This is a genomic window from Pseudomonas synxantha, assembly GCF_900105675.1.
Taxonomy (GTDB): Bacteria; Pseudomonadota; Gammaproteobacteria; order Pseudomonadales; family Pseudomonadaceae; genus Aquipseudomonas; species Aquipseudomonas synxantha.
Genome location: NZ_LT629786.1, coordinates 1481508 through 1501785, shown reverse-complemented (window position 1 = coordinate 1501785; position 20278 = coordinate 1481508). Strand labels below are relative to the sequence as shown.

Below are 20278 nucleotides of genomic sequence, written 5' to 3'. Positions count from 1 at the left end.
ACCCATGTTCAAATATATTGGCGACATCGTTAAGGGTACCGGTACCCAGTTGCGAAGCCTGGTGATGGTGTTCGGTCACGGCTTTCGCAAACGCGACACCCTGCAATACCCCGAAGAAGCGGTGTACCTGCCGCCGCGCTATCGCGGCCGCATCGTACTGACCCGAGACCCCGACGGCGAAGAGCGTTGCGTAGCCTGCAACCTGTGCGCCGTGGCGTGCCCGGTGGGTTGCATCTCCCTGCAGAAAGCTGAAACCGAAGACGGTCGCTGGTACCCGGACTTCTTCCGTATCAACTTCTCGCGCTGCATTTTCTGCGGCCTCTGCGAGGAAGCTTGCCCGACCACCGCGATCCAGCTCACACCGGATTTCGAGATGGCCGAGTTCAAACGTCAGGACCTGGTGTACGAGAAAGAAGATCTGCTGATCTCTGGTCCCGGTAAAAACCCTGATTACAACTTCTATCGTGTTGCAGGTATGGCCGTTGCCGGTAAGCCGAAGGGCGCCGCACAAAACGAAGCCGAGCCGATCAACGTGAAGAGCTTGCTGCCTTAAGGAAGAAAGATGGAATTCGCTTTCTATTTCGCATCGGGTATTGCAGTGGTGGCCACGCTTCGCGTGATCACCAACACCAACCCCGTGCACGCCCTGCTCTACCTGATCATTTCGCTGATCGCCGTGGCCATGACCTTTTTCAGCCTCGGCGCACCGTTCGCCGGTGTACTGGAAGTGATTGCCTACGCCGGCGCCATCATGGTGCTGTTCGTGTTTGTGGTGATGATGCTCAACCTCGGGCCGGCTTCGGTGGCTCAGGAACGCGTCTGGCTCAAGCCCGGCATCTGGCTCGGCCCGGTTGTCCTCGCAGCGCTGCTGCTGGGTGAACTGCTGTATGTGCTGTTCGCTCACCAGAGCGGCCAGGCCATCGGCCACACCACCGTGGACGCGAAAGCCGTGGGCATCAGCCTGTTCGGCCCGTACCTGCTGGTGGTCGAACTGGCTTCGATGCTGCTGCTCGCCGCAGCCATCACCGCCTTCCACTTGGGCCGCAACGAAGCCAAGGAGCAATGACGATGCCTGCTATCCCTTTGGAGCATGGTCTGGCGGTCGCCGGCATCCTGTTCTGCCTTGGCCTGGTCGGCCTGATGGTGCGCCGTAACATTCTGTTCGTGTTGATGAGCCTGGAAATCATGATGAACGCCGCGGCACTGGCGTTCATCGTTGCCGGTGCACGTTGGGGCCAGCCGGATGGACAAGTGATGTTCATCCTGGTGATCAGCCTGGCAGCCGCAGAGGCCAGTATTGGCCTGGCGATCCTGCTGCAACTGTATCGTCGCTTCCATACGCTTGATATCGACGCTGCCAGTGAGATGCGCGGATGAACATGATCTTTCTGACTTTCGTATTCCCCCTGATCGGTTTCCTGCTGCTGTCGTTCTCTCGCGGGCGCTGGTCGGAAAACCTCTCGGCCCTGGTCGGCGTGGGTTCCATTGGCCTGTCGGCCATCGTGGCCGCCTACGTCATCTGGCAATTCAACGTCGCACCGCCCGAAGGCGGTCACTACACCCTGGTGCTGTGGCAGTGGATGTCGGTGGAGGGCTTCAAGCCCAACTTCGCCCTCTACATCGACGGCCTGTCGATCACCATGCTCGGCGTGGTGGTCGGTGTGGGCTTCCTGATCCACCTGTTCGCGTCCTGGTACATGCGCGGTGAAGCCGGTTACTCGCGCTTCTTCTCGTACACCAACCTGTTTATCGCCAGCATGCTGTTCCTGGTGCTGGGCGATAACCTGTTGTTCCTGTACTTCGGCTGGGAAGGCGTGGGCCTGTGCTCGTACCTGTTGATCGGTTTCTACTACAGCAACCGCAACAACGGTAACGCGGCACTCAAGGCCTTCATCGTCACCCGCATCGGCGACGTGTTCATGGCCATCGGCCTGTTTATCCTGTTCCAACAGGTGGGCACACTGAACATCCAGGAACTGCTGGTGCTGGCACCGCAGAAATTCCAGGTCGGCGACTTCTGGATCACCCTGGCGACCCTGATGCTGCTGGGCGGCGCCGTGGGTAAATCCGCGCAACTGCCGCTGCAGACCTGGCTGGCGGATGCGATGGCCGGCCCGACCCCGGTGTCGGCACTGATCCACGCCGCAACCATGGTGACCGCCGGTGTCTACCTGATCGCCCGTACCCACGGCCTGTTCACCCTGGCGCCGGATATCCTGCATCTTGTCGGCATCGTCGGCGGCGTGACCCTGGTACTGGCCGGCTTCGCCGCGCTGGTGCAGACCGACATCAAGCGTATCCTCGCCTACTCGACCATGAGCCAGATCGGCTACATGTTCCTGGCCCTGGGCGTTGGCGCCTGGGACGCGGCGATCTTCCACCTGATGACCCACGCGTTCTTCAAGGCCCTGCTGTTCCTCGCCTCCGGTGCGGTGATCGTCGCCTGCCACCACGAGCAGAACATCTTCAAGATGGGTGGCCTGTGGAAGAAACTGCCACTGGCCTACGCCAGCTTCATCGTCGGTGGTGCCGCCCTGGCCGCCCTGCCGCTGGTGACCGCCGGCTTCTACTCCAAGGATGAAATCCTCTGGGAAGCCTTTGCCAGCGGTAACCAGAACCTGCTGTACGCAGGCCTGGTGGGTGCATTCATGACCTCGCTGTACACCTTCCGCCTGATCTTCATCACCTTCCACGGTGAAGCCAAGACCGAAGCGCACGCAGGCCACGGCATCTCCCACTGGCTGCCACTGTCGGTGCTGATCATCCTGTCGACCTTCATCGGCGCCATGATCACTCCACCACTGGCCGGCGTATTGCCAGAAAGCGTTGGCCATGCCGGCGGCGCAGACAAGCACAGCCTGGAAATCGCCTCGGGCGCCATTGCCATCGCCGGTATCCTGCTGGCAGCCCTGCTGTTCCTCGGCAAGCGTCGCTTCGTGACCGCCGTGGCCAACAGTGGCATCGGGCGCTTCCTGTCGGCCTGGTGGTTCGCTGCCTGGGGCTTCGATTGGATCTACGACAAACTGTTCGTCAAGCCATACCTCGCCATCAGCCATGTACTGCGCAAAGACCCGCTCGACCAGACCATCGGTTTGATCCCGCGCGCCGCCAAGGCTGGTCACACAGCCCTGAGCCGCAGCGAGACTGGCCAACTGCGTTGGTATGCAGCATCCATGGCGGCGGGTGCCGTGCTGGTGATCGGCGCCATCGTCGTGGTAGCGGTCTGACTATGTTTAAGTGCACTGCGTACTTTGCGAACTTGCGAAAGGAAACGAGCCCGTCATGATTCTGCCCTGGCTAATCCTGATCCCCTTTATCGGCGGCCTGCTCTGCTGGATGGGTGAACGCTTCGGCGCCACCCTCCCCCGCTGGATTGCGTTGCTGACCATGTCCCTGGAACTCGCACTCGGCCTCTGGCTGTGGGCCCATGGCGACTATTCATTTGCTCCGGCACCGGGTGTCGATCCGACTTTCGCGCTTGAATTCAAGCACGTGTGGATCCAGCGCTTTGGCATCAACGTGCACCTGGCCCTCGACGGCCTGTCGCTGTTGATGATCCTGCTGACCGGCCTGCTGGGTATCCTCTCGGTACTCTGCTCCTGGAAAGAGATCCAGCGTCACGTGGGCTTCTTCCACCTGAACCTGATGTGGATCCTGGGCGGCGTTGTCGGCGTGTTTCTGGCGCTGGACCTGTTCATGTTCTTCTTCTTCTGGGAAATGATGCTGGTGCCGATGTACTTCCTCATCGCGCTCTGGGGTCACAGTTCTTCGGACGGCAAGAAAACCCGGATCTACGCGGCGACCAAGTTCTTCATCTTCACCCAGGCGTCCGGCCTGATCATGTTGGTGGCGATCCTGGGCCTGGTGCTGGTCAACTTCAACAATACTGGCGTGATTACCTTCAACTACGCCGACCTGTTGAAGACCAAGATGTCGCTGACCACCGAGTACATCCTGATGCTCGGCTTCTTCATCGCCTTCGCGGTGAAGCTGCCGGTGGTGCCGTTCCACTCCTGGTTGCCTGACGCCCACGCCCAGGCGCCGACTGCCGGCTCCGTGGACCTGGCTGGTATCCTGCTGAAGACGGCGGCCTACGGCCTGTTGCGTTTCGCCCTGCCGCTGTTCCCGAATGCCTCGGCCGAGTTTGCGCCGATCGCCATGACCCTGGGTCTGATCGGGATCTTCTACGGTGCGTTCCTGGCCTTCGCGCAAACCGACATCAAGCGTCTGATTGCCTTCTCGTCCGTTTCCCACATGGGCTTCGTACTGATCGGCATCTACTCCGGCAGCCAGCTGGCGCTGCAAGGCGCGGTGATCCAGATGTTGGCCCACGGTGTTTCGGCGGCTGCCCTGTTTATCCTCAGTGGTCAGCTGTACGAACGCCTGCACACCCGTGACATGCGTGAGATGGGTGGCGTGTGGTCGCGCATCGCATACCTGCCGGCGATCAGCCTGTTCTTCGCCGCGGCGTCCCTGGGCTTGCCGGGTACCGGTAACTTCATCGGCGAGTTCCTGATCCTGATGGGGGCCTTCGTGCAGACGCCATGGATCAGCGCCATCGCCACGTCCGGCCTGGTGTTCGGTTCGGTCTACTCGCTGATCATGATCCACCGCGCGTATTTCGGCCCGGCCAAGTCGGACACCGTGCTGCACGGTATGGATGCCCGCGAACTGATCATGGTGCTCGGCCTTGCGGTATTGCTGATCTTCATCGGCGTATACCCGCAGCCGTTCCTGGACACTTCTGCCGCAACGATGCATGGCGTGCAGCAGTGGTTCGGCACCGCCTTCTCTCAACTCGCTTCGGCCCGGTAAGAGCGCTATGGAATTCACGATCCAACACTTTATCGCGCTTGCGCCGCTGCTGATCACCAGCCTCACCATTGTGGTGGTGATGCTGGCGATCGCCTGGCGCCGCAATCACTCGCAAACGTTCCTGCTGTCCTGTGCCGGTTTGAACCTGGCCCTGCTGTCGATCATTCCGGCCCTCAAGGTCGCGCCATTGGCGGTGACCCCGCTGATGATGGTCGATGACTTCGCGCTGCTGTACATCGCCCTGATCCTGGTGGCGACCCTGGCGTGCGTGACCCTCGCCCACGCCTACCTCGGCGAAGGCGGCACCGGTTACCCAGGTAACAAGGAAGAGTTGTACCTGCTGATCCTGCTGGCTGCGGCCGGCGGTATCGTGCTGGTCAGTGCGCAGCACCTGGCCGGCTTGTTCATCGGCCTGGAACTGCTGTCGATCCCGACCTACGGCCTGGTGGCCTACGCCTTCTTCAACAAGCGCTCCCTGGAAGCCGGCATCAAGTACATGGTGCTGTCGGCCGCCGGTTCCGCGTTCCTGTTGTTCGGTATGGCCCTGCTCTACGCCGAAGCCGGCAGCCTGAGCTTCACCGGTATCGGCCACGCCCTGGCCGCCACCAACAGCCCGGCGCCGATTGCCCAGCTGGGCCTGGCGATGATGCTGATCGGCCTGGCGTTCAAGCTCTCCCTGGTACCCTTCCACCTGTGGACCCCGGACGTGTACGAAGGCGCCCCGGCGCCAGTGGCTGCGTTCCTGGCGACTGCGTCGAAGGTAGCGGTATTTGCGGTAATGGTGCGTCTGTTCCAGATCTCGCCTGCTGCCAACACTGGGGTGCTGAGCAACGTGCTGACCGTGATCGCCATTGCGTCGATCCTGTTCGGTAACCTGCTGGCGCTGACCCAGAACAACCTCAAGCGTCTGCTGGGTTACTCGTCCATCGCCCACTTCGGCTACCTGCTGATCGCCCTGGTGGCGAGCAAGGGCCTGGCCGTGGAAGCCATTGGCGTGTACCTGGTCACCTACGTGATCACCAGCCTTGGCGCCTTCGGTGTGATCACGCTGATGTCCTCGCCTTACAAAGGCCGTGACGCCGACGCCCTGTACGAATACCGCGGCCTGTTCTGGCGCCGTCCGTACCTGACTGCCGTGCTGACCGTAATGATGCTGTCCCTGGCTGGTATCCCGCTGACTGCGGGCTTTATCGGCAAGTTCTACATTGTCGCCACGGGTGTCGAAGCCCACGAGTGGTGGTTGGTAGCATCGCTGGTGCTGGGCAGCGCCATCGGCGTGTTCTACTACCTGCGCGTGATGGTCACCCTGTACCTGATCGAGCCCAACCTGCGCCGTGTGGATGCCGAGTTGCATTGGGAACAGAAGGCAGGCGGCGTGATGCTGCTGGCCATCGCCCTGCTCGCGTTCTTCCTGGGCGTGTACCCACAACCGTTGCTCACCTTGGTGCAGCATGCGGTGCTGGGGGTTTGATCGCTTAGGTTGATGCAGTCAACAGAACGGCGCCTTTGGGCGCCGTTTTGCGTTTCCCAGGATCTGCTTTTCCCCTCCCCTGCTCGCTGAATTTTCCTCCTCGATCTGCCTCTTCATCCGGCATCTACCCGATGAAGCCGGCCGTATGGTGTTTGCGTTTTAAGAAAGTTCCCACAGCAAGGTCACTTGACCTAACGCGGGTGGGCCACCAAACTCTACGCAGGCTACGTACAGAACATGGATGCTCTATTTATCGAACTGCCGGCATTCGAGCGGCATCGCAAGGACTATCTCAGTGACGAGCTTTTCCAGGGTTTTCAACAGGAGTTAATGAAAACCCCCGAAGCAGGAGATGTGATCGAAGGAACGGGCGGGTTGAGAAAGGTTCGCTTCGTTGATGAACGGCGAAACAAAGGCAAGCGTGGTGGCCTGCGAGTCATTTACTACTGGTGGTCAGGCGGCACGCAATTCTGGTTATTCACCTTGTACGGCAAGCACGAACAGAGCGACCTGACACCCCACCACAAGAAAGCTCTTAAACACATGCTGGACAGGGAAATCAAAGCGAGAACACATCATGAAACGTGACATCTTTTCCGAACTGGTCGAAGGCTTCGACGCCCTGGCCGATGAGCGCCAGGGTAAAATCACCCTGCGCAACCACAAGGTCCACCTCAACAAGCTGGCGCCGCTCACCGCTGATGAGGTGATCGCCGTGCGCCAGCAACTCAACCTTTCCCGGTCGGTATTCGCCATGTACCTGCGTACCAACACCCGCACCCTGGAGAACTGGGAACAAGGCCGGGCCAAGCCCAACGCCCAGGCCGTCACCCTGATCCGTCTGGTAGCGCGTTTTCCTGAAACCGTGGCTCAACTTGCCGCATTGGGCTGAACTGCAAAAGCCCAAAAAAAACGCCCCGATAATCGGGGCGTTTTTTGCAGTACAACAGCGTCAGAATGCGATACCGACCTTGAAGCCGTACTCATCACGCTTGAGCTTGGTGTTATCGGCCACATAGGAGTCGTCGTCGAGCTTGTACTCGGTACGGGTGTAGTACAGGCCCGCCATCACCGGCAGATCACCCTTCTGGTTCATCAGCAGGCTGACTTCGGCGTAGGGGTTGGTGCGATCCTTGAGATCCACGCTGTCGCTGCCAACGCCGTCTACCTTGAGTTTGGCACGGCCATCGATGGTGTGACGGGCGCCGGCTTCAACGCGCAGGGTCATGTCATCGAACTGGTGGTTGTAGCCCAGCGCAGCCTTGGCAAACGGCGACTTGTTGGTCAGTTTCATGTCGTAGCCATTGGTGTCCGGCTCATAGCGGGTCCAGGTGTAGCCACCGCCCACGATCACGTCGACAAAGTTGCGCGCATCCAGCGCGGCACGCCAGCCGAGGTCGAGGTCGGCCTGCCCTTCCTTGAGCTTGTTATCGCTCTTTTCGCCGTACTTGGCTTCGATACCAGCCTGGTAGATGAAACCGGACTCGGCAGTGAGCTTGTTGCCGAAGTTATAGAACAGGCCGGCTTCAGGCATGTGGTCTTTGTCGCTTTGGCTACCGCCTTCGAGTTTGAAGTCGTTGTAGCTGCCGAGGATCCCGAAGGTAGAAATCGGGTCGGTGGACGGTGCCGCGAATACCACGCCAGGCGCAGCCACCAGAGCCAGCAGCGAGGAATGCTTGAGGAATTTTCCGAATAGTTTGGACATCGTCTTACATCTCCATTTTAAGGTGGGCAAAGTATTCAGGAATCGGTTCGAACCTTGGCGTTTGCAAAAAGTTCGAACTGATTTGCACCAAAAAGGAGAAAAAACGGTTCAGCGAAGGCTCTATCTCAATATTCTTCAGGATTCATACAGATTAGGCGTTCCACGGCTTCGCGAAGTTGAGGCTGATCCGGCAGCCGAATGCCGAAGGTGTCGCGCAATAGCCCCAGCAATTCATCGGCGGTCTGGAGCGTGCGCTTTACACTGGGTCGATCCAGGTAATGAAGCGCATAACGGGCGTTGGCCAAGGTATGACGTTTACCGGGAGCAAGCAGCGCGGCTTTCAACTGCCCCACGAACGGCGACCCAGGGTGCGTGGAGACGTACCAGTTGCCGATTTCGTAGTCGATGTCTGCCTGGACTTGCAGGTCGAACACATACAGGCCGCGCCACTCTTCGCCGACTTGGGCCCAGAGCGTGTAGCTGCCCTGATTGAAGGTCAGGCGATAGGGCTCGTGGGCAGTGGCCTGGGGCGCGTCGGTGTCCAGTTGCAACGGACTGCTGGGCACCATGCCGCCGAAGCCGACGTCGGTGATGTAGCGCACCCCTTCAAGCGTCACCAGGCTCAGGCGGTGGGTGCGCCCGGTGTGGGCGTCCGCCGGCCCACCGATCACCACGCGTCCTGTGATGCCGCGGGCTTCGAAGCCCAGTTCCTGCAGCAGGGCCAGGAACAACTGGTTCAACTCGTAGCAATAACCCCCGCGCCCCTGGTGCAGCACCTTGTGCTCGACGCTGGGCAGGTCGATCGGCACCGGCGCGTTCATCAGCGTCGACAGGTTTTCAAAGGCAAAGGCGCACACATGGCGCAGTTGCAAGTCATGCAGGGTTTGCAGGGTGGGCGGTGGCGGCGAATCGTAGCCCAGGCGTTTCAAATAGAGAGCACGGTGAGTGAGTTCAGGCATGGCGCGGTCCTTGGCACGAGGCGGAGCGTCACTATGCCGCGCCCCCGCGCACGTTGTCATTTTGAATGAACCTTTTTGAACACTGGCCTATCCATCTATAACAAGACAGGGAGGCAACATGAGTACCGCAAAAATCTACACCATCCACTATCAGCTACACGGTAAACCCAAGTCTTTCGTGGTGCGCGCCGAAGTGATGAACAACGCCGAGGCCTGGCATTGGGCGGCCGTTGATGCCGACATTGCCCATGTCAGTCGCATCGGCCGCGTGGGTCACGAGCAGGTGAAAAAAACTACCCGGCCCTGGGCGGAAAAGTATGGCATCACTGACGTCAGTTGGACCCCGCCCAAATAAACAAAGCCCCGCACAACGGCGGGGCTAGGTTCACTTTTTCAAGTCGCCCAACGGATCGTAGGGCGGCTTTTTTTTCGCCTCTTCCTTAGCCTTTTTGTCTTTGTCCAACGGCGCGATGGCCGGGCCTATCGGATCGACCTGCGGGTCTGCCACATCCGGCGAGTCCGGGTCAAAGCCCAGCTCATCCTTGCCGCTGGCATGTTCATTGGAGTGGGGGCCATCGGTACGCTTGTTCATCAGGTTCTCCTGTTAAAGCGGGCGAGCTTTGTCGTGGAGGTTTTCCAGGTCTTCTTCGACGCGCTCGACATCATCGTCCGGGCCACGCTCTTTCGGGTCATTGGGGCGCAACGCATCGTTGTCGCGCTCTTCTTCACCGGGCGTGCGGTTCGGGTCGGGTGTACCAGGTGGTGGCTGTTTGTGTTCGGACATGACGGCTTACCTCATGGGGGCTTCACAAATTTAGAGAAACTGCCCGTGGCTATCGTTCAACTTCATTGCTGCAAGCATGAGAAGATGGCAGCCCTTTCTGGAGACCTTCCTCGGATGTTCGAGCTCAAACCCTGCGACCCCGTCACCTACCGTCAACAGACCCGCCGCAGCACGCTGATCGTCGCCGTGCTGTTCCTGGCCCTGGCCATGTTGCTGTCGAGCCTGGCGGTGATGCTGTTCGGTGAGCCCGGTGGCGACAACTTTCGCTTCAATGTCGGCGGCGTATTTGCCGGGGTGTTGATCACTGTCGCGCTGGTGCGTGGCCCGTTCTGGACCCAGCCCTGGCTGGCGCCGGCTGTATACGGTTGGCAACTCAAACGCAGCCTGATGAGTGTGACCAATGTAATGCACAAGGTCACCGAGCGGGTTCAGGCCAACGACCCGGCGGCCATCAAGTTATTGCGCTTCTATCACTTGGGGCTGACGCAGATGCATGAGCTGGACGCCAACTCCAGCGCCCAGGCGCAACTGGTCGGCGAGATCGAGGCTCATAAGGCAAAGATGGAGGCTCTGGGGATCGATACCGACCAAACCCGACTCGATCCCACATGGCTGCAAAGCCTGAAAAGCGCCTAAGGCAACGTCAGTGGGCGACCTTGGCCCGCCAGCAGAACAGCGCGCTCACGGCAATTGCTGCGCCTGCCAGGCCAAACACCCAGGGCGCAGCGGCCACCGGCAGCAACAGGCCCGCCAGCAGCGGCCCGAGGCCGGCGCCGATATCGCGCCATACGGCGTTGGACGCCAATGCCGATACGCGCATGGCACCCGGGTTGCGCTCGGCCACCAGCGTGGTCACCAGTGGCAGTTGCAGGGCACGCAGCACCAGCACCGCCGCCGCGCCGACGATCACCCAATGACTGCCGAACGCGGCCAGGGCCAGGGCGCTCAAGAACGAAAACAGCAGTAACATCGACGTGGCCCCGAAGCGCTGGGCCGCACGCCCGCCCAACGGGCTCAACAGCAATTCCGACAGGTAGCGCAGCCCCATCAAGCCACCGGCGATCAGCACCGCATCACCGCCCATGATTTTCTGTGCCTGGAGCGACAGGCCAAAGATAAACAAGCCATCCAGCGCCACGCCTTCGATAAACGACCACAGCGCCACACTGTCCGGCCACTTGAAGCGGCGCCCCGGGGCGCTATGCAAATCATGGCCGCCAGTGGGCAAGCCGCGGGCGAGCCACAGCCCCACCAGGCAGCAACCGGCGAGAATCAGGAAGATCGGGCGCGGCCCTGCCCATAACGTCAATAGCCCGCCCAGGGGCAAGGCCAGCATGGGCCCGAAGGCGATCAACGCCCGCGAACGCCCCGCCCTGCGGGCCGCGCCCTCCGGCTCGGAGGTCGCCAGTACTTGGGTCGAGAGGTTCAACGCGGCAAAACATAGGCCCCAGACCAGCCGCAAGCCCAGCAGCGCGGCGAACCCGGACAGCACCGAATTGCCCAGCGCGCACAGCGCTGCGGCACCGGCGGCGATCATGCAGGTCAGGCGGTCGCCGTTACGCGCATAGAAATTCAGTACATGCCGGTAGCCGAAGATCCGTACCAGGCGGTTGGCGGCCAACAGCACGCCGGCCTGGGCCAGGGTGATGCCGAACGCCTCGGACTCCATTGGCAGCAACAGATAGAGCAACACATCGCTGGGCAGGCAAAACCCCAGGGTCAAGGCGGCGCGGCGCGAGGTGCTATCGGCAGTGCGTTGAGTGAGGCTGGGCATAAAACTGAAACATTCAGAAATATTCAGACCGCCACACTAGCGTTGCCGCCATGTGTTTTTCAAGGACGCAGGCGCAGAAGCGTTAAAAAACCAAACTCAGGTCCAGGCGCCCTTCCCTGACCGGCGGGCACCAGTAGTAACCACCGGTTAGTGGCTTACTGATGCGATACAGACCATCGACAATCCCATCCTCCAACCCGCTCATGCGTCGAAGCTGCGCCTCGAATGCATCGAAGGAATGCCCGAAAGCAAGGAACATCAACCCCGCCTGGCCGTTCTCGGCCCAGGGCATGGAACGGCGCACCACGAAGGCCTCCGGGGTGAAACTTTCCTGGGCCGTGCGCTTGGTATGGGCGGACTCGGGGGCGTCATCCAGCTCTTCGTTGTCGCCATGGCGGCGGCCGATGATGTGGTCACGCTCCTGGGCCGGCAATGCGGCGAAACCGTCGAGGTCGTGCTGCCATTGCTGGATCGCGGCGAAGCTGGCGCCGCTATCGGTCAAGGCGGCTGTCACGGCGGCATCGTCGTGGGGGTTTTCGGTGCCGTCTTCGTAGTCGGTCAGGTCAAAACCGGTCTTGTAGCGGAAGCCTTCGGTCGATTGCACCAGGCGAAAAGCCGGGGCCAGGGCTTTTTCAAGTGTGCGGCTGCGCAGCAGCAACTCGCCGCGATCCACTCCGTGCAACCATACCCACAACGCCTGCTGGGTCGACGGGTTGTGTGCACCGGGGCCGCTGACCACGGGGAATGTACGCAAGCCTTCAATCTCAGCGCCCAGGGCCTTTACCAGCGGCTCACCGAAACCGACCACGGACGCCGCATCCGTCCACTGCACCAGTGCGTCCAGGGCAGCAGGCACGGCTTGCAGGGAATCGAGGGCAAAAAACAGATGGCGGGCCTGCAAAGGCACCGGGGCGGCAAGAATGCCCGGCTGGTACTGACTCATGTGAACTCCTTCTGAAAAGCCGCGCAGTTTACCCGGCGCACGCGACACTGCGAACAAGAATGCGCGTAAGCCTTGCCTTGGAGCTGCCAGTTGGGTGACTCTCTAGTCATGTTTTGCAACTATTCCAGGGGTAGCGACATGACCACCAGCAACCTGCTTGCCCAACTGTTTCCCACGTCCGTTGCCCAGATTCCCGAGCAATTTCGCCTGGCGGCGCCCATTGAGCAGCGTGATTACCTGGTCGATGGCCAACTGCGGGTGTGGGACGGCCCGCTCGCCCGCGTGCAAAGCCCCGTGCAACTGGGCGATGAACGCGTGCATATCGGCAGCACGCCGCTGCTGGATGCCGATACCGCCCTCACCGCCCTGGATGCCGCCGTGCGCGCCTATGACCGTGGCCAGGGTGAATGGCCGACGATGCGCGTGGCAGAGCGCATCCAGCATGTCGAAGCCTTCTTGCGGCGCATGCGCGAACAGCGCGACGCGGTAGTCAAGCTGCTGATGTGGGAAATCGGCAAGAACCTCAAGGACTCGCAGAAAGAATTCGACCGTACCTGCGACTACATCACCGACACCATCAATGCCCTCAAGGAACTCGACCGCCGCAGCAGCCGTTTCGAGCTTGAACAGGACACCCTCGGGCAAATCCGTCGCGTGCCCCTGGGCGTGGCGTTGTGCATGGGGCCTTACAACTACCCGCTGAACGAGACCTTCACCACACTGATCCCGGCGCTGATCATGGGCAACACCGTGGTGTTCAAACCGGCCAAGCTCGGCGTGTTGCTGATCCGCCCCTTGCTGGAGGCCTTCCGCGACAGCTTCCCGGCCGGGGTGATCAACGTGATCTACGGCAGCGGCCGCGAAACCGTGAGCGCGCTGATGGCCAGCGGCAAGATCGATATCTTTGCGTTTATCGGCACCAACAAGGCCGCCAGCGATTTGAAAAAGCTGCACCCCAAACCGCATCGTTTGCGTGCTGCGCTGGGGCTGGATGCAAAAAACCCGGGGATCGTGCTGCCCGAAGTGGACCTGGACAACGCGGTGAGTGAAGCAGTCACCGGCTCGCTGTCGTTCAACGGCCAGCGTTGCACCGCGCTGAAAATTTTGTTTGTGCACGCGGATGTGGTCGACAGTTTTATCGAGAAGTTCAATGCCAAGCTGGCCACCCTCAAGCCCGGCATGCCTTGGGACGATGGCGTAGCGCTGACACCGCTGCCGGAAGTGGGCAAGGTGGATTACCTCAACGAACTGGTGGCCGATGCGGCCCGGCACGGCGCCAAGGTCGTCAATGCCGAAGGTGGCAGCAGCCGTGGTTCGTTCTTCTATCCGGCGGTGCTGTACCCGGTGAACCCGCAGATGCGCGTGTACCACGAAGAGCAATTCGGCCCAGTGGTGCCTATCGTGCCCTACCGTGACCTGGAGACCGTGATCGACTACGTGCTGGACTCGGATTTCGGCCAGCAGTTGAGCCTCTTCGGCACCGACCCTGTGCAAGTCGGGCGCCTGGTGGACACCTTCGCCAACCAGGTCGGCCGCATCAATATCAACGCCCAGTGCCAACGCGGGCCGGATACCTTCCCGTTCAATGGGCGCAAGAACTCGGCCGAGGGCACGCTGTCGGTACATGACGCCCTGCGCGTGTTCTCGATCCGCACCCTGGTGGCGACCAAGTTCCAGGAGAGCAACAAGGCGTTGGTCAGCGAGATCCTGCGTAACCGTGACTCGAGCTTCCTGACCACTGATTACATTTTCTAAGTACACCTCGGCTCAACAATGTGGGAGGGGCGGTGCGACGATTCGACTTGCCCCCTCCCACAATGGACTGAGTCAACCCTGACGATTGAGGCTCTTTTAATACCGATGAACCTGCCCTTCTTTGCCCGACGCCTGCTGCGCCCCCTGCTCGACCCGTACCGCCGCTATCGTCACGCCAAGCTGATCCACGCCGTGCGCGTGTCCATCGGCTTGCTGGCGACGATTCTGCTGACCACCGGTCTCAACCTGCCCCACGGCGAATGGGCCTCGGTAACCATGCTGGTGGTGATCGGCGGGTTGCAGCATCACGGCAATATTGGCAAGAAAGCCGTGGAACGCGCCTACGGTACGCTGATCGGCGCGAGTGTCGGTTTGCTGTTGGTGGTGCAGGAAGCCTACGTCGGCCAGCCATTGCTGACCTACCTGCTGATGTCGGCGATTTGCGGATTCTTTTCCTATCACGCCATCGGCAAAGGCGGGTATACCGCGCTGCTGTCGGCGATCACGGTATTTATAGTCGCGGGCCACGGTGACAATCCGCTGTCGGACGGGCTGTGGCGCACTGTGGACATCCTCATCGGCATCGCCTTGGCCCTGGCGTTTTCCTTCGCCCTGCCGCTGTACGCGGTGTACTCGTGGCGCTACAACCTGGCCAGCGCGTTGCGTGATTGCGCGCAGATCTACAGCCGGATCATCAGCGGTCAATCGGTGACCGATGATGAACACCTCAAGCTGCTCAACCGCTTGAACGCGGCAATGCTGCAACTGCGTTCATTGATGCCGTCGGTGTCCAAGGAAGTGCGGATCTCCATGACCGAACTGGACGCGATTCAGCGCCACCTACGCATGTGCATCAGTACCCTGGAGATTCTCGGCAATACCCGGCCCGATCCTCGCGATGAGCAGGCGACGGCGCGCATGCAGGTGATGTTGAAGGCTGAGCATCGGCAGATTCGGGTGCAGTTGGTGGGGATGGCGAGGGCGTTGAAGTCGGGAGTGACGGAGCGGTTGGAACGCAACGGCCAGGCCAGCGGTGGTGAGTCCACATTGGATGCACCCGTCTACAGCGCACTGGATGGATATCGGTTATTGACCCTGCAATTGGCCGCGAATGTGGATGCGATGCGTCAACGCTTGGCCAAAAGCGCTGGCCGGTGGAAGATCTGAACGTATGGGGAGTTGATCTGATTACCAGGATCAACACATTTACACTTTCTCTTACATATTTTTCACGATTTGTTCACATCCCAAGACGTAGGGTGAAGCCTCATCCGTTACAAACGTTGTACATCAAGCCCGCCGCCCCAGCGGGCTTTTTTTTTCCTGCGCCTGCCCATTCTTACCGTTCGTCGCCACTGTCATTTCTCACAGCTATCGGGCCCTATCTCCCTGGCGCTTAATCTCTCCAACGACTGACTCCTTTGCTCCGGCTATAGGGGGCACTCAGGTTGTGAGCCGATTATGCAGAGGAGCTTTCCCGTGAGCCGAAACACTGACCTTCCCGACGTAGAACAAGGCGCTCCAGTTCCCGCGTTCACCACTGGACAATGGCCAGAGCCAGCTCCACCGGCAGATGCCATCGATTTGTCCGGCCCCCAGCGCTTAAAACCCGATTATTTCGTGCCGCCACTGACGATTCAGGGGCCTGTCACCTCAGACAGCTTCACCGACGTGCCTTTCGACGATCTGCCCCTGTACATCCCCGGCTTGACGCAAAACGTCGTCGGCTTCGATGGCGGTATAAACAAAGCGGCTCTGGAGGTTCATCGTGACCTGGGGCTGCTGTGCAACCTGCTGGCCTACCTGAATATGGCTAAGGACGACTTCGTAGAGCTGTTCTGCGATGACGTGCTAATTCCAGTCGCGACCTATAATGTCACCCAGGATGATGTCGACAAGAGTCGTATGATTCCGTTATACATCCCTCGAACCCGTCTTCCTGATGGCCCGGTCAACCCGGTGTTCTTGAGAGTGACTCGCCTCGGTGGCACGTCCAAAGAAACCAAACGCTTCAATCTGAAGGTCGATACCGTGCCCCCGCTGGTCGCAACCCGATCGGCAGCACGCTGCAAAACGAAAACCTGCCGGTTCCGGTATTCCCTGAGCACATCATCAATTTCGGAGTGACCGAGACCGACGCACAAAACGGGGTACCTGTTACCTTCAAGTTCTACCCGGACGATGCGACCCAGGAACCCAACACCTACCGGGCCACACGTGACCGTATTCGCTTACGCATTAATGGGATCACGGCGCCAATCCCTCCGCTCACCGAAAGCCAAGCCACCGGGCGTGAAGATATAACCGTCACGCTTTATTACGGTTTTTGGCAGCAAGTGCGCAGTGGTTCCCATGTGTGTGAATATGAAATCATCGACGAGGTCGGCAACGCGTCCCTCGGCTGGTCACCGGCACTACGGTTGAATGTCAGGCTCAATGATGGGTCTGAGCCGGTCTTGCCCGAAGCTTTTATACTCGAAGCTCCGGACAATGTCCTCGATCATGACCGGCTCGATGAGCGCGATGCAACCATCTTTGTCACCACCCGAAGCCCGGACTTTGCCCTTGGGGACATCGTGCGCGTAACCGTCAGAGGCCGTTCGAGCGTTGGCGTTATCACCACCACCTACGACTCCCCACCGCTTACCTCACTGAGCTTTATCACCCTGCCCTGCCCGAATGCCGACCTGCGCCCTTTTATCAGCGGGCAGTTCCAGTTGTTCTATGAACGCATTCGCAGCGGCGTGCCCAACCGCCCCTCCGATGCCATCATCGTTGATGTAACCGGTACGCCCATCGATATGCGCCTGCGGCCACCGGTGGTGCGGGAAGCGCCCGGCGGCGTCCTCGATCCACAAGTAGAATTTATCAATGTGATCGTCAGGGCATACCCCGAGCTGGGCCAGGACCCCTTTGATCTGGTGATTCTGATCCTCGAGGGCACGTACGCCAACGGCACTCGCTACTACGACGAACTCTACGAATCTGCGGGAGGGGGCGATGTGTTATTTCCCATTGCCAACGGCCCGAACGGCGTGATTGCCGGTCTTGAAGGCGGCACACTCAGGCTTCTTTATCAGGTGGACAATGGGGATGGCGTGCGCACTTCAATGGACGTGACAGTCAACGTCGGCAACGCAGTGGCCTCATTGCCGGAGCCTGAGGTCATGGAAGCGCCGGCACCGCTGTATCAATTCGACCCCGAGCAATCCACCGAGCACGCCAATATCGTGGTCAAGAGTAACCCTGACTTCCTGCTCAACGATATCGTGACGCTTTACTGTGAGGGCAGTGCGCCTGGCGGAACAGCACCTGCGCAGGCGTTTCCGATACGGGTTCAATGGGTCGGGCGAGACCTGCGCTTCAGGCTGGAACGTAGCTACATCCTTGCCAATATCGACAAGACCATGCGCATCTACTACACGCGCTGGCGGGACAACGTACTGACGCGTTTTTCTCACGCGGTCAATATGAAGGTCGGTTCCAGGCTGGAACTGCAAGCGCCACAGGTGCTGCAAGCGACCGTGACTGGCCCGGATCAGGCCACCCTGAATCCGATGAATGTACTGCCGCCCAATCCTGAGAAGGTGACTGTGCGTGTGGTCTCCGACAAATTCCCGCCGGGGGCTGATATCAAGGTGTTCATCACCGGCAAACCCGACGTGGGTATGCCCGATATCCCGGCGAAACCGGCACGCCCGGAACCGGGTGAAAACTACACCAGCTTCGAGGTGCAGAATGAGTTTGTAGCCGCTTACCTGAACGGAGAATGCAAGGTATTTTACCAACTGCTGGAAATCGGCAAGACCACCAAGTCTGATGAGTTGACGCTGAAGGTTGAGGCACTGCCGGCGAGTGAGTGGAACCTGGTGAGTGTGCCCAGTGCATCCTCAGGTGTAATCGATACCAGTAAACCCCATCGAATAGAAGTAAGGGGATGGCGGTTCATGAAACCTGGACAGCCGGTTTATATCGATTTGTGCAGCAGTCGGTACCATGAACTGCGAATCGGCGCTGTTGTAAGCCCCGGTGAGGCCAGTGCAAAACTCATCAGCGAAGAAATACCATCGAGTTATCTACGCTTATTGAAAGATGGAGACTCACTGGAAGTGCATGTACTTGTAAACTTGGAAGAATATGACGACAAGGCCTCAGCACAACCGTTAAAGCCTGTGAGCTATACAATAAAAAAAGTATCAGGGGAAATCGTGGGCAACGTAACGGTCAGGAATGGGCCGACGTACCTTGCCATTAGCTCGGATGATAAACGGGTGTACGTTGCTAGCACCGGCACTGGCGGCTATGGCATTAGCGTATTCGACGCGGACACCGGTGAGATAATCAGTACTCATCCCCTTGGCTATCAACCCCGTGGATTAGCCATAAAACCTGACGGCAATGTGCTTTATGTAAGTCTCTCCAATACTAGATACCAAGCACCCAACTTTGTGAACGATGTACTTGTATTGAATACGAGTTCCTGGGGGACAATAAAATCGATAGCCACCTATCAAAGTGGCGAATTATGTATCAACAAAGACGGATCGAAAATATACGCCGGAATTAGCGCCTACTACTATGTAAGATCCGATGCTCCCCGTCCCTCTTGGTATGGCTTTACATGTACAGTAATAAACACAGCGTCTAATACCCGCGAAAGCCACTTCAATGCACTTGAAAGCAGCGGCAGCACCTGGAACGAGCCAGCAGTAGGACTCAATAGGGAGTCAACCAGAATGTATGGACCATTGGCAGGCAGATCGCTCAGAGCCTTTAATGCTAGCCCTTATATCGAATTCGGCTATTTCAGTATAGATGGTCCGCCGACCGCCTTCGCTCACAGCCCCGTCGGTTCCACGCTTTACATAACGTCAGCTACAGCCAATAAGTTGGAAGTTCTCGACAACAGCACTAACCTGCCTCTACGGACCAGAAGCATTGAAGGTCTCAATGTTCCATGGGCCGTAGCAACCAACCCCCGTACTGGCGTTATCTATGTAACCGAAAGATCTGGCAATACGGTAAAGTTGTACGACAGCGAAACATTCGAACTCATCAACACCCTCGAAGGTTTCGACCAACCCAGAGCTATTGTGGTCAATTCAGAGGGAACGAGGATGTTTGTCGCTAACTCCGGAAGCAATACCGTCACCATTGTGGATCTTTAACAACGCAAGCATCACCAATGAAAATATGCCCTGAATGGTTCAGGGCTTTTTTTCATGTCTGCTAAACCTGATAGGCAAGAGTCAGCTCGCACCGGGTTCAGCGTATCGCTTGTTCACGGATCGCCCGCTGAGTCTCCAGCACCTTGGCCAGCGCCGTTTCAGCTTCCTGACTCTGCTGTGGCACCCGAATCGCCGCCGACACCAAGGTAATCAACTTGGCCATCACCTCCGCATCCGTCGCCGGTCGGCCCAGGCTCATGGAATTCATCAGCAGGCGCAATTCGGTACCCGCCATCACCCCGGAAATCGCCTTGAGGGCAAATTGCAGGCGTACGCCCAGTTCATTGCGCGGCAGATCCGGCAAGGCCAGGGCGAAGGCTTCGAAGAAACGCTGGAACACCGGCTGGTAATGCACCTTGAGGTATTCCTGGATAAACGGCGAGGTGTCACTGTAGACCCGTCCCAGGAAACGGATGAACGAACGCCCTTCCCCACTGGCCGGGTCGCTGCGTTCCAAGCCCATGGCCGGGGCGAACAGCACGCCAAGCAGGGTGTCGCAATCCAGAGGGCCGTCGGATTCGGCTTCGCAGCGGGCGAGCAATTCCAGGCGCTGCTCGTTGAGCGGCTCCAGGCGTTGCATCAGCAGGGTTTTCATCAGGGAGTCCTTATCCCCGAAGTGGTAGTTCACCGCGGCCAGGTTGACCTGGGCACGCTCGGTAATCTGACGTAACAAAACGGCGTCGTAGCCGTACTTGATGAAGAGTGCCTCTGTCGCATCCAGCAATCGAGTCTTGGTAACGTTTGGAGCGCTGAGTTTCTTCGCGGCCATAAGGGTTCCACGGCGGAAATATTGTTTTAAAAAATAATTTGATTTTTTATACCGGGGCGGCCGGGTGAAAGCAAG

At 59.3% G+C, this 20278-nt stretch carries 21 protein-coding genes; 14 read left to right on the top strand and 7 right to left on the bottom strand.

What is annotated here, in order from left to right; all coding sequences use genetic code 11:
* The first annotated feature begins 4 nt into the window (after nucleotides 1–4).
* The 8 genes from nuoI to BLU48_RS07080 all read left to right on the top strand — a co-directional run bounded on the left by nuoI (nucleotide 5) and on the right by BLU48_RS07080 (nucleotide 7178).
* A complete protein-coding gene (gene nuoI, locus BLU48_RS07115) occupies nucleotides 5–553 on the top strand; it encodes an NADH-quinone oxidoreductase subunit NuoI (RefSeq protein WP_003174725.1) in 549 nt (182 codons plus the stop codon).
* 9 nt (nucleotides 554–562) lie between these two features.
* Nucleotides 563–1066 (top strand): NADH-quinone oxidoreductase subunit J, encoded by a 504-nt coding sequence (gene nuoJ, locus BLU48_RS07110; protein WP_057024313.1) that lies wholly within the window; start codon nucleotides 563–565, stop codon nucleotides 1064–1066.
* Nucleotides 1067–1068: 2 nt separating this feature from the next.
* Entirely contained in the window at nucleotides 1069–1377 is a 309-nt protein-coding gene (gene nuoK / locus BLU48_RS07105) for an NADH-quinone oxidoreductase subunit NuoK (RefSeq protein ID WP_003174727.1), read from the top strand.
* Nucleotides 1374–3227, top strand: coding sequence for an NADH-quinone oxidoreductase subunit L (gene nuoL, locus BLU48_RS07100; protein WP_043046581.1), 1854 nt, complete (start codon nucleotides 1374–1376; stop codon nucleotides 3225–3227). The genes nuoK and nuoL overlap by 4 nt, the downstream gene beginning before the upstream one ends.
* Before the next feature lie 55 nt (nucleotides 3228–3282).
* A complete protein-coding gene (nuoM, locus tag BLU48_RS07095) occupies nucleotides 3283–4815 on the top strand; it encodes an NADH-quinone oxidoreductase subunit M (RefSeq protein WP_057024312.1) in 1533 nt (510 codons plus the stop codon).
* Between the two features lie 7 nt (nucleotides 4816–4822).
* Nucleotides 4823–6286 carry an NADH-quinone oxidoreductase subunit NuoN gene (gene nuoN / locus BLU48_RS07090; protein ID WP_003192122.1) on the top strand — a complete coding sequence of 488 codons (1464 nt, stop codon included), beginning with the start codon at nucleotides 4823–4825 and terminating at the stop codon, nucleotides 6284–6286.
* A 237-nt stretch (nucleotides 6287–6523) separates the two neighbouring features.
* Nucleotides 6524–6874 carry a type II toxin-antitoxin system RelE/ParE family toxin gene (locus BLU48_RS07085; RefSeq protein ID WP_057024311.1) on the top strand — a complete coding sequence of 117 codons (351 nt, stop codon included), beginning with the start codon at nucleotides 6524–6526 and terminating at the stop codon, nucleotides 6872–6874.
* Nucleotides 6864–7178 (top strand): helix-turn-helix domain-containing protein, encoded by a 315-nt coding sequence (locus BLU48_RS07080; RefSeq protein ID WP_014718915.1) that lies wholly within the window; start codon nucleotides 6864–6866, stop codon nucleotides 7176–7178. Before BLU48_RS07085 ends, BLU48_RS07080 begins: the two co-directional genes overlap by 11 nt.
* 60 nt (nucleotides 7179–7238) lie before the next feature.
* Here BLU48_RS07080 and BLU48_RS07075 read toward each other — a convergent pair whose 3' ends face one another.
* The gene (locus tag BLU48_RS07075; RefSeq protein ID WP_057024310.1) at nucleotides 7239–7991 is read right to left on the bottom strand and encodes an outer membrane beta-barrel protein; all 753 of its coding nucleotides are present in this window, start codon (nucleotides 7989–7991) and stop codon (nucleotides 7239–7241) included.
* A gap of 125 nt (nucleotides 7992–8116) precedes the next feature.
* On the bottom strand, nucleotides 8117–8950 hold the full coding sequence (locus BLU48_RS07070) for an arylamine N-acetyltransferase family protein (RefSeq protein WP_057024309.1): 834 nt from the start codon (nucleotides 8948–8950) through the stop codon (nucleotides 8117–8119).
* A gap of 118 nt (nucleotides 8951–9068) precedes the next feature.
* Between BLU48_RS07070 and BLU48_RS07065 the strand changes: the two genes are divergently transcribed.
* Nucleotides 9069–9305: a DUF6555 family protein gene (locus tag BLU48_RS07065; protein WP_005789137.1), complete on the top strand. Its 237-nt coding sequence runs from the start codon at nucleotides 9069–9071 to the stop codon at nucleotides 9303–9305.
* A gap of 30 nt (nucleotides 9306–9335) precedes the next feature.
* On the opposite strand, the gene BLU48_RS07060 is transcribed toward BLU48_RS07065, so the two are convergent.
* Nucleotides 9336–9542, bottom strand: coding sequence for a DUF6021 family protein (locus BLU48_RS07060; protein ID WP_046068647.1), 207 nt, complete (start codon nucleotides 9540–9542; stop codon nucleotides 9336–9338).
* Nucleotides 9543–9554: 12 nt separating this feature from the next.
* Nucleotides 9555–9734, bottom strand: coding sequence for a hypothetical protein (locus BLU48_RS07055; RefSeq protein ID WP_046068648.1), 180 nt, complete (start codon nucleotides 9732–9734; stop codon nucleotides 9555–9557).
* Between the two features lie 114 nt (nucleotides 9735–9848).
* On the opposite strand from BLU48_RS07055, the gene BLU48_RS07050 reads away from it, so the two are divergent.
* A complete protein-coding gene (locus BLU48_RS07050) occupies nucleotides 9849–10370 on the top strand; it encodes a DUF3087 family protein (RefSeq protein WP_057024308.1) in 522 nt (173 codons plus the stop codon).
* A 7-nt stretch (nucleotides 10371–10377) separates the two neighbouring features.
* Here the strand turns inward: BLU48_RS07050 and BLU48_RS07045 are convergent, their stop codons facing one another.
* Together BLU48_RS07045 and BLU48_RS07040 are read right to left on the bottom strand one after the other, a co-directional pair.
* Nucleotides 10378–11508, bottom strand: coding sequence for an MFS transporter (locus tag BLU48_RS07045; protein ID WP_057024307.1), 1131 nt, complete (start codon nucleotides 11506–11508; stop codon nucleotides 10378–10380).
* 82 nt (nucleotides 11509–11590) lie between these two features.
* The gene (locus BLU48_RS07040; RefSeq protein ID WP_057024306.1) at nucleotides 11591–12451 is read right to left on the bottom strand and encodes a Dyp-type peroxidase; all 861 of its coding nucleotides are present in this window, start codon (nucleotides 12449–12451) and stop codon (nucleotides 11591–11593) included.
* A 138-nt stretch (nucleotides 12452–12589) separates the two neighbouring features.
* On the opposite strand from BLU48_RS07040, the gene BLU48_RS07035 reads away from it, so the two are divergent.
* The 4 genes from BLU48_RS07035 (at nucleotide 12590) to BLU48_RS07020 (ending at nucleotide 19374) form a co-directional block, all read left to right on the top strand.
* Complete coding sequence (locus tag BLU48_RS07035) at nucleotides 12590–14206, top strand: NADP-dependent glyceraldehyde-3-phosphate dehydrogenase (protein ID WP_057024305.1); 1617 nt, start codon at nucleotides 12590–12592, stop codon at nucleotides 14204–14206.
* A gap of 105 nt (nucleotides 14207–14311) precedes the next feature.
* Nucleotides 14312–15373, top strand: a complete 1062-nt coding sequence (locus BLU48_RS07030) for an FUSC family protein (protein ID WP_057024304.1) — start codon at nucleotides 14312–14314, stop codon at nucleotides 15371–15373.
* Nucleotides 15374–15685: 312 nt separating this feature from the next.
* Nucleotides 15686–16333 carry a hypothetical protein gene (locus tag BLU48_RS07025; protein ID WP_156786502.1) on the top strand — a complete coding sequence of 216 codons (648 nt, stop codon included), beginning with the start codon at nucleotides 15686–15688 and terminating at the stop codon, nucleotides 16331–16333.
* Entirely contained in the window at nucleotides 16330–19374 is a 3045-nt protein-coding gene (locus BLU48_RS07020) for a YncE family protein (RefSeq protein ID WP_083348192.1), read from the top strand. Before BLU48_RS07025 ends, BLU48_RS07020 begins: the two co-directional genes overlap by 4 nt.
* 97 nt (nucleotides 19375–19471) lie before the next feature.
* On the opposite strand, the gene BLU48_RS07015 is transcribed toward BLU48_RS07020, so the two are convergent.
* Entirely contained in the window at nucleotides 19472–20203 is a 732-nt protein-coding gene (locus BLU48_RS07015) for a TetR/AcrR family transcriptional regulator (RefSeq protein ID WP_057024302.1), read from the bottom strand.
* Nucleotides 20204–20278 lie beyond the last annotated feature (75 nt).

Bases quoted from the DNA above. Each gene is read 5' to 3' on its own strand.
- nuoN (WP_003192122.1), top strand. From the start codon at position 4,823: ATGGAATTCACGATCCAACACTTTATCGCGCTTGCGCCGCTGCTGATC.
- BLU48_RS07030 (WP_057024304.1), top strand. From the start codon at position 14,312: ATGAACCTGCCCTTCTTTGCCCGACGCCTGCTGCGCCCCCTGCTCGAC.
- nuoJ (WP_057024313.1), top strand. From the start codon at position 563: ATGGAATTCGCTTTCTATTTCGCATCGGGTATTGCAGTGGTGGCCACG.
- BLU48_RS07075 (WP_057024310.1), bottom strand. From the start codon at position 7,991: ATGTCCAAACTATTCGGAAAATTCCTCAAGCATTCCTCGCTGCTGGCT.
- nuoI (WP_003174725.1), top strand. From the start codon at position 5: ATGTTCAAATATATTGGCGACATCGTTAAGGGTACCGGTACCCAGTTG.
- BLU48_RS07065 (WP_005789137.1), top strand. From the start codon at position 9,069: ATGAGTACCGCAAAAATCTACACCATCCACTATCAGCTACACGGTAAA.
- BLU48_RS07015 (WP_057024302.1), bottom strand. From the start codon at position 20,203: ATGGCCGCGAAGAAACTCAGCGCTCCAAACGTTACCAAGACTCGATTG.
- BLU48_RS07070 (WP_057024309.1), bottom strand. From the start codon at position 8,950: ATGCCTGAACTCACTCACCGTGCTCTCTATTTGAAACGCCTGGGCTAC.
- BLU48_RS07060 (WP_046068647.1), bottom strand. From the start codon at position 9,542: ATGAACAAGCGTACCGATGGCCCCCACTCCAATGAACATGCCAGCGGC.
- BLU48_RS07050 (WP_057024308.1), top strand. From the start codon at position 9,849: ATGTTCGAGCTCAAACCCTGCGACCCCGTCACCTACCGTCAACAGACC.
- BLU48_RS07040 (WP_057024306.1), bottom strand. From the start codon at position 12,451: ATGAGTCAGTACCAGCCGGGCATTCTTGCCGCCCCGGTGCCTTTGCAG.
- BLU48_RS07045 (WP_057024307.1), bottom strand. From the start codon at position 11,508: ATGCCCAGCCTCACTCAACGCACTGCCGATAGCACCTCGCGCCGCGCC.
- BLU48_RS07085 (WP_057024311.1), top strand. From the start codon at position 6,524: ATGGATGCTCTATTTATCGAACTGCCGGCATTCGAGCGGCATCGCAAG.
- nuoK (WP_003174727.1), top strand. From the start codon at position 1,069: ATGCCTGCTATCCCTTTGGAGCATGGTCTGGCGGTCGCCGGCATCCTG.
- nuoL (WP_043046581.1), top strand. From the start codon at position 1,374: ATGAACATGATCTTTCTGACTTTCGTATTCCCCCTGATCGGTTTCCTG.
- nuoM (WP_057024312.1), top strand. From the start codon at position 3,283: ATGATTCTGCCCTGGCTAATCCTGATCCCCTTTATCGGCGGCCTGCTC.
- BLU48_RS07080 (WP_014718915.1), top strand. From the start codon at position 6,864: ATGAAACGTGACATCTTTTCCGAACTGGTCGAAGGCTTCGACGCCCTG.
- BLU48_RS07055 (WP_046068648.1), bottom strand. From the start codon at position 9,734: ATGTCCGAACACAAACAGCCACCACCTGGTACACCCGACCCGAACCGC.
- BLU48_RS07035 (WP_057024305.1), top strand. From the start codon at position 12,590: ATGACCACCAGCAACCTGCTTGCCCAACTGTTTCCCACGTCCGTTGCC.